Source organism: bacterium, from assembly GCA_040754625.1.
Classification (GTDB): Bacteria; JACRDZ01; JAQUKH01; order JAQUKH01; family JAQUKH01; genus JAQUKH01.
Window position 1 is genome coordinate 1 of the sequence record JBFMCF010000031.1, and the last position, 13,451, is coordinate 13,451.

At 37.4% G+C, this 13,451-nt stretch carries 15 protein-coding genes; all 15 read right to left on the bottom strand.

Annotated elements, in window-relative coordinates; translation table 11 throughout:
• Positions 1-228: 228 nt before the first annotated feature.
• Positions 229-672, bottom strand: coding sequence for a nucleotidyl transferase AbiEii/AbiGii toxin family protein (locus AB1498_02205; GenBank protein MEW6087101.1), 444 nt, complete (start codon positions 670-672; stop codon positions 229-231).
• On the bottom strand, positions 635-796 hold the full coding sequence (locus AB1498_02210) for a hypothetical protein (GenBank protein MEW6087102.1): 162 nt from the start codon (positions 794-796) through the stop codon (positions 635-637). Before AB1498_02210 ends, AB1498_02205 begins: the two co-directional genes overlap by 38 nt.
• A 15-nt stretch (positions 797-811) precedes the next feature.
• Complete coding sequence (locus AB1498_02215; protein ID MEW6087103.1) at positions 812-1,207, bottom strand: type II toxin-antitoxin system VapC family toxin; 396 nt, start codon at positions 1,205-1,207, stop codon at positions 812-814.
• Positions 1,204-1,437 carry a type II toxin-antitoxin system Phd/YefM family antitoxin gene (locus AB1498_02220; GenBank protein MEW6087104.1) on the bottom strand — a complete coding sequence of 78 codons (234 nt, stop codon included), beginning with the start codon at positions 1,435-1,437 and terminating at the stop codon, positions 1,204-1,206. Before AB1498_02220 ends, AB1498_02215 begins: the two co-directional genes overlap by 4 nt.
• Before the next feature lie 204 nt (positions 1,438-1,641).
• Positions 1,642-1,866: a hypothetical protein gene (locus AB1498_02225; protein ID MEW6087105.1), complete on the bottom strand. Its 225-nt coding sequence runs from the start codon at positions 1,864-1,866 to the stop codon at positions 1,642-1,644.
• 116 nt (positions 1,867-1,982) lie between these two features.
• Positions 1,983-3,782 carry a DNA repair protein RecN gene (gene recN, locus AB1498_02230; protein MEW6087106.1) on the bottom strand — a complete coding sequence of 600 codons (1,800 nt, stop codon included), beginning with the start codon at positions 3,780-3,782 and terminating at the stop codon, positions 1,983-1,985.
• Entirely contained in the window at positions 3,688-3,996 is a 309-nt protein-coding gene (locus AB1498_02235) for a YkgJ family cysteine cluster protein (GenBank protein ID MEW6087107.1), read from the bottom strand. Before AB1498_02235 ends, recN begins: the two co-directional genes overlap by 95 nt.
• An 83-nt stretch (positions 3,997-4,079) precedes the next feature.
• Positions 4,080-8,840, bottom strand: a complete 4,761-nt coding sequence (locus AB1498_02240; protein MEW6087108.1) for an alpha-2-macroglobulin family protein — start codon at positions 8,838-8,840, stop codon at positions 4,080-4,082.
• Positions 8,841-8,853: 13 nt separating this feature from the next.
• Positions 8,854-9,885 carry a tetratricopeptide repeat protein gene (locus tag AB1498_02245; protein ID MEW6087109.1) on the bottom strand — a complete coding sequence of 344 codons (1,032 nt, stop codon included), beginning with the start codon at positions 9,883-9,885 and terminating at the stop codon, positions 8,854-8,856.
• Between the two features lie 15 nt (positions 9,886-9,900).
• The gene (locus AB1498_02250) at positions 9,901-10,545 is read right to left on the bottom strand and encodes a zf-HC2 domain-containing protein (GenBank protein ID MEW6087110.1); all 645 of its coding nucleotides are present in this window, start codon (positions 10,543-10,545) and stop codon (positions 9,901-9,903) included.
• Positions 10,542-11,081 carry a sigma-70 family RNA polymerase sigma factor gene (locus AB1498_02255; GenBank protein ID MEW6087111.1) on the bottom strand — a complete coding sequence of 180 codons (540 nt, stop codon included), beginning with the start codon at positions 11,079-11,081 and terminating at the stop codon, positions 10,542-10,544. The genes AB1498_02250 and AB1498_02255 overlap by 4 nt, the downstream gene beginning before the upstream one ends.
• Before the next feature lie 504 nt (positions 11,082-11,585).
• The gene (locus AB1498_02260) at positions 11,586-11,957 is read right to left on the bottom strand and encodes a type II toxin-antitoxin system VapC family toxin (GenBank protein ID MEW6087112.1); all 372 of its coding nucleotides are present in this window, start codon (positions 11,955-11,957) and stop codon (positions 11,586-11,588) included.
• A 1-nt stretch (position 11,958) separates the two neighbouring features.
• Positions 11,959-12,162: a hypothetical protein gene (locus tag AB1498_02265; protein MEW6087113.1), complete on the bottom strand. Its 204-nt coding sequence runs from the start codon at positions 12,160-12,162 to the stop codon at positions 11,959-11,961.
• A 336-nt stretch (positions 12,163-12,498) separates the two neighbouring features.
• Positions 12,499-12,897 (bottom strand): hypothetical protein, encoded by a 399-nt coding sequence (locus tag AB1498_02270; GenBank protein MEW6087114.1) that lies wholly within the window; start codon positions 12,895-12,897, stop codon positions 12,499-12,501.
• Between the two features lie 164 nt (positions 12,898-13,061).
• A partial coding sequence (locus AB1498_02275) for a hypothetical protein (GenBank protein ID MEW6087115.1) occupies positions 13,062-13,451 on the bottom strand: 390 nt, incomplete at its 5' end.

Below are 13,451 nucleotides of genomic sequence, written 5' to 3' on the forward strand. Positions count from 1 at the left end.
GGCTTCATTCTGCGCTTGGTTATTTGCCTCCGGATGAATTTGAAGCTGAGCTATTTGAAAAAGAACATAAATTTGGTCCCTGTCAATTTAGTCTAAGCTAAGATTACAGACATAGGGGTTCACTCCAGATTTTTTTCATTTTGTTTCATTTTTGAAATTAATTATATACTATCTCTTTTAAGATCAAATGATAGCGAGACGGTGCATGCTTTGAATTAAATATTCCTATTACTTTAACCTTTTCAATTCTTTAACATCTAACTGGTCTTTTGGGCGGACTGAATGTTTTTTCAATTTAATAAGGCCTTCTTTATTAAGATACCTTATTTCTATTTTATTTTCTGTAATAAATATTTCACTGTAAGGCAATAGATCATTATAGGTATTTCCTGTCATTATCGTAAATATATCTAAAGGAAAGTCTTCATTAATACGGATACAGCCTTCTTCAGGTGTAAAATCTTCTATTTTCAATTCTTTCGCGGAACCTTCACCAAATGATTCCAGGCATTTTAAAAGACTGTTGATATTTTCTTTCGATGATTCAATGAGAATATCCACATCCTCCGTAGCACGAGAAAAACCGCAAAGATCTACGGCCAGCCCACCGACAAGAATATATTTAATATTATTTTCACTTAACTTTTCCAACAACTCTTCGTATGTTTTCATTTTTCGTGTCAATCCTTTTGCCGCGAAGTTCTTCCAGCATTTTATTTAATTCAAAAGCCTTTTTCAATGGGGACACCTTTTTATGCCGTCCTACTTCTTTACGTATCATACCGTCATTATTCATATTTCACCTTAATAATCACCAAACAGCTTTTACTTGGGGATATTTAAGAATTTTGTCGTCTTTTGTAATTAAAAGCGCGTTTAAGGTAATTGAAGTCGCGATAATAATTCTATCCACCGGATCTTTATGGATAAAATCTTTTAATTGAACAGATTTAATTGAAATATTGTTATTAACAGGGACAAAATGCAGGAACGATAATGATTCAACTGCCGCAATCCAGTCTTTTACTTCCATTGCCAATTCAAGCCGGCCTTTAGAAACAAGCATCGCGATTTCCCATACACTGATTGAAGACACATACACTTCCTTATTCTTTACGGCTTTTTCGATAATTTCGCGCGCTTTACGGGATAACTTTTCAGGATTACTCAGCCAGAAAATCAATACATGAGTATCCAATATAATCACTTTAGCGCCTCCCATTCATCAATTCCCACAGGTTCTGTCGGTTTATCAAATTTTTTCACAGAATTTTTAAGTAAACGCATAGCCGCTTCCGGTTCCGGTTTAAATGGAACAATTTTTAATACAGGCCGTCCATGATCAGTAATGATAAGCTCTTCATCATTTTTTTCAATATCCCGAAAATATTCAAGAGATCTTGGTTTAAATTTTGATTTAGAAATTGCTTTTTCCATAAATACCTCTTTTCTTTTATTATGACCCTAGTCATAGTATCATGGTCATTTTATATTGTCAAGTAAAAAAAGCCCCGTGGCCAACGGAACCCTTTTTTATATTTTGTTATTTATTTGTAAACATTAGAAAAACCATGGTTCTACTTATTTTTAAAACATAAAGGGCAGGCACAGGAACCTGCTCCTGCAAACATATGATTCTTTTCACAATTTTATGTCTTTATCAATAATTTTTCTGAACGGCCGCGGCGCGTGGTTTATGAATTCATTATATTGCTGGACGAAGTCGATATACGCGTCAGCATTTACTTCACCTTCTTTGATAAAAGGAGACTGCCAGCTTGCCTTAAGCATTTCCATATCTTTTCTAAGTTCGCCTGATTTCGCGAATTTAATCAGTTCTTTTGCCGCTTTTTCAGAAAGTTTCATTTTATATTCCTCTTCTGATTTTTTTATAAAAATCTTCCATTTCGAAAAGTTTAAAATACTTTTCCAGCACTTCCCAATCAAGGAGCTGTCTGAACAGTTTAAACAGCTTGGATGTTTTAAACGCCTTCAACGTGATTTAACATTTCTTTCGCGTGTTTTAACGCTATCGGGGATTCTTTTTCCCCGCTCATCATCTTCGCTAGCTCCTCTACGCGCGCGGTTTTATCAAGAAGGTCCACGTTTATGATTGTCCGGTTGTCTTTGACTTTTTTTGTGACTTTAAAATGCTGGTCGGAAAACGCGGCGATCTGGGGCAGGTGAGTGATAAGTATGACCTGCCTGTTATCCGAAAGCTCCTTAAGTTTTTTGCCGGTAATATCCCCGAGCCTCCCGCCGATTTGCGCGTCAATTTCATCAAATATTAAAACAGGTATCGGGTCGACTTTTGTGAGGGCTTTTTTCAAGGCGAGCATAACCCTTGCCGATTCGCCGCCTGAGGCTATTTTTGACAGGGGCTTTAGTTCCTCCCCAATATTCGGACTTATATAGAAGACCACCCTGTCCATGCCGTCTCTGTTTAATTCTACCTTTTCCATACGGCACTCAAACAAAACATTTAAAATTCCAAGTTCTTTAAGCTCTTTTTCGATAGTTGTTTTTAAAATGCCCGCGGATTTTTTACGCTTTTGAGTCAACTTTTTTGCTATTTGTTCAAGCTCTCTTTCTGACAATTCTATCTTTTCTCTCAACTTCACATCATTATGTTCCAGATTGGATAAAAGTTCATATTTCTTTTTTGCTGTATTATAGAATTTTCTAACATCTTCTAAAGTAGGCCCGTATTTCCGCGTTATCTCATAATATATGTCGTAATAGCTGTTAATTTCACGTGTCTTGTCAGGGTCAAAAGAAATCTCTTCGAGATATTTATTAAGAACCTGTAACAATTCCGAACTGTCATTTTGAATCCGGGAAAGAATTTCAGCAAATTTTACGGTTGAATCATCAAGATTATTTAATGACCTCATTGGAGTAAATGACCGGCTTATTGTCCTGTTTAATCCCGATTCTTCATTTTCCAATATGTCAATCAACTGTTTTGCGAATTCATAAAGCTTTTCAGAATTAGCTATACGGCTGTGTTCCTGTAAGATATTCTGATAAGCGTCTTCTTCAAGAGAAACCTGCTCTAACTCTTTTATCTGATAATTCAGCATATCCGATTCCCGTTCCCTGTTGGCGGAAAAACTGTGCAGTTCATTCAGGTCTTTCTGTAATTGCAGGTAAGCATTATATTTTTCTTCATATTCATTTTTTTCAGTATTTAAATCAGAAAGTCTGTCCAGGATTTCAATATGTGACTCTTCTGAAAAAAGCATCTGGTGGTCGTGTTGGCCGTGAAAATCAACTAAATGGTTTCCAATCTCTTTTAACTGGGTAACTGTCACATTAAATCCGTTTATTTTAATTCTATTCCTGCCATCGGGAAGATATACACGGTTTATGATAAGCAGGGGCGAGGTTTCCTCGCCCTCATTATCAGAAATGTATTCGGAAAAAATAGGATTTCGTAGGGGCGAGGTTCCCTCGCCCTTGCGGAATTCAAACATTGCTTCAACGATACAGGGCTTATCAGAATCCCTTATTTGTGAACTATCCAGCCGCTCGCCAAGGCAAAAACGCAAAGCGTCCATTATTATGGATTTACCCGCACCGGTCTCGCCCGTAAAAATATTTAAGCCGGAGCAAAATTCCAAACTGATATCATCGATTATTCCGAAATTCCGGATTTTAAGCTGTGAAATCATATAACGTATTTTATCATTTATATCCGCAATTCGGAAATTCTTTTTCTCCTGTGTAAATTCTGCACATCTTCGGGCGGTTTTCATAGATTGCGCAAAATGATTTCCCATCCGCGCCTCTTTGCAAATATTTACATGGCGTATCCAGTTCTATCCCCCAGAGCCTTCTTCCCTCGGCATTTTCTCTGAAGGCGATTTTAAGGCCGTGGTTCTTCGCCCATTCAAGATGGTCCAGCCCCTTTTCGGTATAGGCGTTATCGATTATAAAAAACACCCCCTCGCAGCATTTCCCGCATTGATTGCATTGTTTTTTGTTTTGGTTCATATTTTTGTTAATCAATTATAATTTAACGGTCAAAGGCTCGAACATTAAAATAAATATTATTAATATTATAATATTTTCTCTTTTCATTTAGTCACTTCCAATTCAAAGGGTTTTTCTATCACTTCCCTGTCCGTATTATAATATTCATAAACACGCGATGACTGCACTTTCGCCTTGATCGGATATTTGGCCTTTAAACTATAAGCAAACTCCAGAGGCTTATCAGAAGAAATTGAGTCGACGTAAATAATAATCTGCCTTGGAGTAAGCGAGTATTTCTGTATCTTTTTTCCCACGTATTCATCAAGCGTGGGAGTTTGCACCTGAAATCCGGGGGGGATACCTAAATCTATCATTACCATCTGGGCGGCACCCGGTTTCTCGAGTTTAACCAATACATTGACATTCACCATATCATTAATCGAAAGTTTCGTGCGGTCATATTCAACCTTTATAGCAAACGGGGGTACCGGCGGCACCGGCACATCTTTCCATGGTATATAATATGAGCTATTGATCTCATAAAGAAAACTTCCCTTGCCTTTCATTTGAATTTCAACTGTATTTTGAGCTTTTAGATTTTCACTCAGAGCAACCTGCTGCATTACATCCGCGTTATCTTTATCTACTTTTATTTCACCGGCTATTTTGCCGTTTATCATAACGGAAAACTCCGCGTTAACATCTTCCGCTGGCCCGCTGGCCGCTGAAACAAGCGCTCGAAGCGCAATTATCGTACCCTGTGTTGTATACCACATCCCGCCGGAATCTTTGGACCTGATCAGATATGTCAGCGCCCTGGTGGCAGCATCACTGAATCTCCCTGATCTTACAAGGGCATAGGCCGCAAGGCCGCTTGCCTCTACGCTTACACCTTTGCCTTTACTGAAGGTGACAGATGAAACACCTGATTCCCAATAGATGGCGTCACTTTCTTCCTTAGCCATACCAATAAGCCTATTGAGAATTTTAAATGTATCTTCGCTTTTCGGATCCGACGCCGCAAACGCGTTCGCAGCCAGCGCCATGATATAAGGGTCGGTAATATTATCAATGTTCTTTTTTAGATAATTAAGCCCTTTTAAAACACTGCCGTCCTTTTGTCCGCTTTCACATAAAGCCCATAAAATATAGGCGGTCGGCAATATCTCGTTTTTCTGGATCCCGCCCCACGCTTCGGCATGCAGATACTGTTTATCAGGGATCCATGAACCGTCCTGGTTCTGCTGGCCCTTCAGCCATCGCGCTGTCCGTTCAATGATACGTTCATCTACTTCATGCACCTTTGCCATGTCGCTGAATTCCATCAGCCCGTACGCGGTCAATATCTTATTCGCGGGTTCGTCTCCAAACCATGAAAACCCGCCGTTTTTCACCTCAAATGATATCAGCCGCTGGCAGCCCAGGCTGATATACTCTTCCGCCTTCATCTCCATTTCAGGCTTTATCTGACCGGTCTGCCTCAGATAATTTAAAATTAAAATATTGGGATATGTTGTGGATGATGTCTGTTCAAAACAGCCTGAAGGGATACGAAGCATCTTGTCAAGGCCTTCAACCACCTGGGAGAAGATACCCGGATAAAGCCGGAAAATAAGATTATTCCCGTCCTTTATGGCATTTGAAGGGAAAGCGATATTCTTAAACACATTACCACTGAGGCGGTCGGATATTATATCTTCAAATTTTTTCCCGTCAGGCAAAATACTGATTTTTCTTTTAATCGAGTCGGATCTTGTTTCCCCGTAAGCTTTGACTGTTATTGAATGATACCCGACCTTTTTTACCTTTACCGGAAAATAAACCACGGAAATCTCATCTTTATTCATATTTTTTGATATCTCGCTTTCACCGGCAATATCGAACCAGTCTTCTGGCTGTAATACAAGTTTTATGTTCTGTTCTTTAGGCAGATAATTATATAGCCCTACAGGAATTGATATTTCATCTCCCTGGGTAAGGGAAACCGGCAAGTCAATATCCACAAAGAAATCCTGAAACACCTTTATCTGCGAAAGAGCCGAACCAAGTTCTCCTTTTTGCGATGAGGCGAACGCGGTAACGCGAAAGCTTGTTATTGAGTCAGGCATCGTGAAAGGCAATCTCGCCTTGCCAAAAGCGTCTGTGACCAGAAACGGTTCAAAAATAAATGTCTCGGGGAAATACTCGCGGACGCGCGGTTCTTCTCCAGATAAAGGTTTTCTTGAAACGGGCCTCTCTTTATTTTTGGGCGGCATTGCGGAAAACATCATTCCCTCCTGTTCAGAGAAAAGGCGGTCACCCTTTGCTGAATGGGGTTCATGACATTGAGCGCAAATCCCGGAGTTTTTATCCTCAATATATTTCTTAAAAAACGGAGGCACAATATCATCCTTATTACCAAAAACGCCGTCCGGTCCCGCGGAATTTAACGTTAAAAAATAGGAATTCTCTATTATTCCTTCTTCAAATCTTACTTTATATCTCCTGCCCCATGGATCAAGCGTTTCTTCTTGTTTTATTATTTCTTCTTCAACTAGATTATCCATAAAATTTTCAGGGTCAGGATTTCTCTGATATTTTTTGTAATATTCACTTCTATATCTCGTTAATTTATGAAACAATTTACCCATGCTGATAAGAAAGGGATTTTCATAATACTTACCCTTGCTTTTTGTACCGGTCGTATGATTTACCGGGAACGCTTCTTTAGGTTCAAGCGTTGAAAACATCATATTCTCCGCCCGGCCCTGGTAACATTCTCCTCTCGCGATATCTTCAGGCTTAAACTCGTGTATTTCGTAACGGGGTTTTAAAATCTCCTCCTCAAGCGTAAAATAAACCTTTTCCAGCCCCGGTTTGAGTTCCGATACGGCGAATACAGCCTCATCCACAATCGCCAGGCAGATTGACGCGGCCTTCGGGCTGCCGTTCCTGTCAGTTACTGTAAATAAAACCTCTCCATCACTGCCCGGAAGATATTCATTTTTATCCGGCTTTATATCTATTAACAAATCATTAGCGGAATAGACATAACAGAATCTTGTATCACGCGAGATATCACCGTCAGGTGTTATGATATACGCGTGAAGCCAGACCGAACCTGAAATATCAGGCGTAAAATTCAATTTTTGCGCACCCTTTCCGTTATTAATTTCTACTGATTTCGTAAGAATGGTCTGGTTATTCTTTATTATATCAAGGTATACCCTCCCGTTTTTTTTGGTTGAAAGGAACTCCAGTTCTATTTCATCACCCACTCTATAAATCCCCCTTGCCAACTTCATGATAATCTGGTCATGTTCAACATCAAGATCAATTTCTTTTTCTAGTTTTCCTGTTTCTCCCTTTTCATCTTTCACGTTCACGATAATTTTAGTTTTATTATTTTTTGGAACACAAGTAAATTCCGCGATTCCGAAATTATCGGTCTTTGAGATCATATTATAACCGTCTATCTCCATCTCTACCTGCGCGAGGCATGGCATGCCGTCAGGATAGCTGGCAAGGACATAAATACGGTTTTCAAGATTCAGTTTTAATGTTCCGCCCTCCGGGACAATTGAAAGGCCGATTAGTTCTTCCACTATCTTCTTTTTTAACGAAATTTTCTCGCTGTGGTTTGTCTTATCAGTCACTTCAATATCAAGCCTGACAAACGCATCGCCTTTTTCCAGTGGTTCACCGGCAAAATAATCGGGCAGTTTATATATGAAATGATAAATTCCTTTTTCGTCTGTTTTCCCTTCAATAACAGCATCTTTATTAAATCCAATATCAAATTTATAAACCGAGATAACCACTTTTCCATCCGCGACCGGTTTTCCAAAAAAGTATTGGCTGTCAATATCGCCTTCCATTTTCTCTCCGGGAAGATAAAATCCCCTGCCGGTTTTTAATGAAACCTTAAATTTGGGAAGGACATATTTTTCAACTTTCACGGTTTTTTCTGTCTTTTCGCCTTCCAATATCGCGCGTATCGTGTAATTTCCGTAATTTAATTCATCCGCGAGCAAAAACGGCGCGTAAGCGGCGCCAAATCCATCAGTTTTTAATATTTTCTTTAGTACCTTGTTGCCTTTGCTGTCTTCAACTTCAAATGTCAGTTCTTTATTATTTACAGGCAAAAGATCAGGTTTTTTCAGGGAAAGGGCACGGATATGAATTGTTTGCCCTGGCTGATAAATTGGTTTATCCGTGACAAGATATGTCTGATTTCCGCTTTTGAATTTTATTCTGGTATCATATTTATCCCTGCCCAAATTTGAAATTATTTCAAATTTGAGACGCGCTTCAGGAACATCACCCGGAACAATAAAATTAGCACTGCATGACCCTGAAATATCGGTTAAACCGTTAAATATTTCCTTATCCTGCCCATTTGATTCCATAAAAACCTGCACTCGCGCGCCTTCCAAAGGCTCACCTGTCCTTTGATTGACCGCGATTACTCTATATTCGGCGGGGGTCCCTCTGATAAATTCATTCTGGCCGAGAATTTTTACAATCATCCTGTCGCAAAGCTGGTGTAATGAATATATATCTTCTGATTTCGCGGATTTTACTTTTACGCGCAGAAAATCATAATCTTTAACCCCCTTTGCCAGTTTAATTTCAACAGGCAGTGAGAAAATATCTTTGTCCGAATAAACAAAAAGTTCCGTATTTCCTACGACACTGTTTTCTATCAGATTTTCATTTTCCGTCATTCTTCTGACAAAATCCAGGACATCAACCTGAATCCTTCCCTGAACGCCTTTCAAAGGAATATTTAAACGCAATACATCATCCGGCTGAGACATTGCAATTCCAGGAATAAGAACAAAAAGAACCAGGATGGCGATTATTGATAAAAATTTTTTCATTGTCCCCCCTAATTTAATAAATCTTTTTCAAATATTCCAGCCTCTGTTTTGCCTTTTCTCCCCAGTATGTGCCCGGATGTTCATCAATAACGGTTTTATATTCCTTCATGGCCTTTTCAAAATTATTAAGGCCTCCCATGCGGTCCCAATCATAAATCATCGCCAGATAATATTTCGCCTGCGCCGCTGTTTCATTCTTAGGATAATCACGGATTACCTGATTATAGTAATCAGCGGCAGCCTGATAATATTTTAAAAATTCATTTTTTTGTTCTTCACTCATCAATGGAGTGTTTTTATACAGTCTTATAGCTTTAGAGATCTCATTCTGTCCCAGTAAAAGCAGAGTATCATCCACTACTTTCGATTTCGGATAATTAACAATTATTTTTTTAAAGGTTCCTTCAGCTTTTTCCAATTTATCATCCTCGCTTTGTTGTTTCCCTGCGCAATACATCTTTAACGGTTCATTGTCAAAATCCTGGTTATTTTCAAAAAAACGGATATTAAAATCCATATCTGCTTTTTCAATACCGGAAGCTTTATATCTTTTGAACGCAATTACAGCTTTTTTGAAATCATTCATTTTATATCCGTAAATATCTCCTAATTCGGAATTAGCATCATTGGCATATGAACTTTTCGGATATTTTGAGATCAAAGTTTCCAGTGTTTCCGCGGCTTGCTTAAAATTGTTTCCCTCAATCAGTATATTCGCTTTTTTCCTTAACGCGTCGGCGCCGAATTTGCCTTTCGGGAACTTATTAAGCATCTGGTCATAACTGGCAATCGCTTGTTTAGTGTTTCCCATGGCTTCATAAGAATATCCCAGCCAGAACAACGCTTCTTCCACTTGAGCACTCTCAGGATATTTTTTGATAATTTCTTCATATAATTCTGCCGCTTTTGAAAAGTTTCCCTTCATACTGGACTCTTTCGCGTCTTTGATTAAATTCTGGGAAGATATTTCCTGAGCCTGGATCACAGATAGAATATTTACGGCTAATACCGCGATAATTAAACTTTTTAAAATATTTTTAGCCATGGCAAGTCCCTCCTTTCAGATTTGAACAAGATCAGCCAGATAAAAATCCGGCTTGTCCCTGTTCATAATATCAATTAAAACAAACTCAATCTTGTTTAAAAGGTCGTACGTTTTAAAGTCTTTATTCTTTATCGCTTCATTTTTCGCTTTTTGAATGTCAGGCAGGAAATTACCTTTTGTTATCTCTTCTCTTAATTTATCCAGTGAAACAGATTCAGGATTGTTTCTTAAATCCGCGAGTATCACACCCGCCCGGTATTTTAGTTGGCTTTCTGGCGCCAGATACTCTATACGCTTAGCCTGTTTTTCGTTTAAATCATAATATTGAAATCCTTTATTTACCCGTGTAATTCTTATAACCGCAAAAATTAATAAAGCCGCCGCGGGGGCCGCTATATAGGGCCAATATCGCGGGAACCATGACCTTTCCTGCAGGGCTTTATGCGCCTGCCAGTATTTGACAATTTTTTCTTCGTCCATTTCGGGGATTGATATACCGGAGAGATTCACAAGTTTCAAATCCTGTTCCTTTATTTCTCTGAAATATTCACTGCAGTGGGCACATTCTTTTAAATGATCATTTACAGATATTAAATCATTATTACTGATCTCTTTATCAAGGTAAGAGCTTACAAGCGCTCTGGCTTTTCCGCATCTCATGATGTCCTCCTTTTCAGCTTTTCCCAAAGTTTTTTCCTTCCCCGGTTCAGCCTCGACATTACAGTCCCTATTGAACAATCAGCCTGTTCCGCGATTTCCGAGTAATTCAATCCCTCAATTTCACGCAAAGCCAGGACAATCTGATACCTGGGCGGCAGGCTATTCAAAGCCGAAGCAACCTGCTCCGATTCTTTCCTTTGTTCAACTGCCTTTTCAGGAGAATATTTTTCATCCCCGTGCATTTCTTCAATAAATTCAATCTCGTTTTTTCGGCCGCTTCTTTGCTTTAAACAGGTAAAAACTGTATTTATAGCCACTTTATGGAGCCAGGGGTAAAACTCCCTTGATTGATCGAAATGTTTAAGGTTTTTATAGCTTTTCATGAAAACCTCCTGAGCAATATCTTCCGCTTCCTCTTTGTTCCATACAAACCTGTAAGCCAGTATGAATATCCTTTTCTGATAACGCCTTATGATTTCCTCATACGCGTCGATTTCACCATTAAGGACTAATCTTACAACCTGGCTGTCTGTCACGATAATCCGGCTCCTTTTTCTTTTTCCATATATTAATACTTAGCGATTTTGAATTTTATTCCATTTATTTTGATATTTCAGGTATAGTTATAGACAAGACGTTTTGAATTAAAGCATATCTTACTTGACGACTGTCAAAGCACAACACCCCGAAATACAAAAGTGCCTGCAGTTCCACATACAGCGCCGCCTGCCCGAATGTATCTCGGTTATGGCTTCAGCCTGCTCTTTCGCGAGGATACCTTTGTTTTGTAAAGTTTCAAGAAGGGTGGATAGTTTCATCTTTTGTTATTTTCATTAAATAATTTTGTATTATAGTCTGTTTTGCCGAGTTGGAAAACAAAATAAAAGATTCTATTTACAAGACAAGATACTTATCGACAAAATAAAAAGAATAGATATAGAATAGTTAAGAAAATATTTTTTACAAGATCGAATTATTAGGGTATAACAGAAACTATTAATACATGTCTTTGCGGGAAAAATATTGAGTTTGATAAAAAATTAAAGTGGAGTTATTGTTTCGATTTCTTTTAGTTTTCTTATAAGTGATTTATCTGCTGTTATCAAAGCCAGATCTCTAATTTTTGCCGTTGCTGCAATAATAGCATCCGGCACCCTCAATTTTAAATTTTTACGATAATCTACTGTTTTGGCAATAATCTTATCATCAATTGTAATAACATCAATTTCTTCTAAAAATTCAGAAATTTTGTTAATCACATTGCTATCATCTGTTTCAAAACATAATAATTCTATTTTTGTAATAAAAGAAACACTCACATTGTTTTTTGAGTTTTCTATTAATTTTGAAATTTTCTGCTCACCATTAAAAAAATAAATTACAGAATTGGTATCCAATAAGTAACCTGACATATTAACTCCATTCATTCCTTATCTTTTTCTGATACTTTAATCCGTCTACCTTTTTTTTTAAGATACCTCTGTAACGACTTAATTTGTGATTTTTTTCTAAATCTTCAATAATGGTTATAATTAACTTTGCCTTTTTAATAACAGGCATATCTTCTCTATAAATAATTTTACCATTTTCATAATAAGCTTCTATAGTTTTATACATAACTGTCACGCTCCTTTAGTTTTAAGGATTTCTACATTTTAATATTATCATTACTACAAATATTTGTAAAGATATTTTGTCCTACTTTACTCCTATTAATGCATCCCGAAGGAGTTTGCTCTATTCTTCTTTATTTCCTCTAATTTTCCTAAAACATACTCCCGAATTTTTGGATTAGATATTTCATCCACCCATTTTCCCGCTTTTTCAAAACTGAATGATTGCGGGAAATGAAGTTCCGGAAAATGGCCGAATTGTTTTTTCCTCCTGCTGGAAATATATAAACAATCAATAAGCGCCTTCTCCGGTTCCGCGATTAAAAATTTACCGCTGCCCTTAGTTAAATCCCTTAAAAAATGAAGGCGATATCCTATGAAAATAATATGTGCCCAGTTTTGTATGCATTGTTTTTGTGTGCGCCAATGACGCGAGGGTTATAGACTGTGGAATTTGTTCTATAATTCCATGAAGGTGCAGGGCGCTTATAAAAGAAACGTAAACCCTTTGACTGGGCAGTAAAAAAGGTATTGCCATATACGGGCTTAACTTTTCATTCCCGATATCAAGCCCCCAGAGTCCTTTTTTTATTTTTATAATTAATCCTTTTTTTTCAAGATGATTCAATGCCTGCGTGGTATTCGATAAGGTTCCCCCGCAAAAAAAATATATTTCTCTTGTTAGAAACACAGGCCGGTCTATTTTTTTAATTGCTTCAATGGCAGACATTTTAATCATTTTCTATGTCCATATCTTCCGAGACATATATCTCAAAAACTCAATATGAAATATTTCCCTTAATTGCAACGAATTATATGAAATCATAATATGTATTATAATTTAGTTTTAACTAAATTGCAGGACATAATTGTTCACGATATATTATTTATTGATAAATATTATTATACAAATTTATTTTCAATACTTTCTATTTTTTTACTTAGAGTTTGAGATTTATTGGGATATTTTGATAAATATTTTTTAGCTTTAGTAATTATCGAAGCAAGTTCATTTTTCCTACGGGATTCAATCAAGCTGATAAGTGCTGTAATAACATTCTGATCAAAATGATTATCCCACCATTCATTTGTTTGATTTATAGCCCTTTCTACCTGGACTTCGTTCCCATGTTTCATAACCAATATTAAATATTTGGTTCGTACTGTGTTTTCGCTTGAATGTCGAGGCTTATCGAGTCTTTCATTTAGTCTTTCAATTAGATCATTAACGTATTCTCTTTTTCTTTTTTCGATTAATGAGATATATGCTGAAAAAACAGTTTGATTGTCATT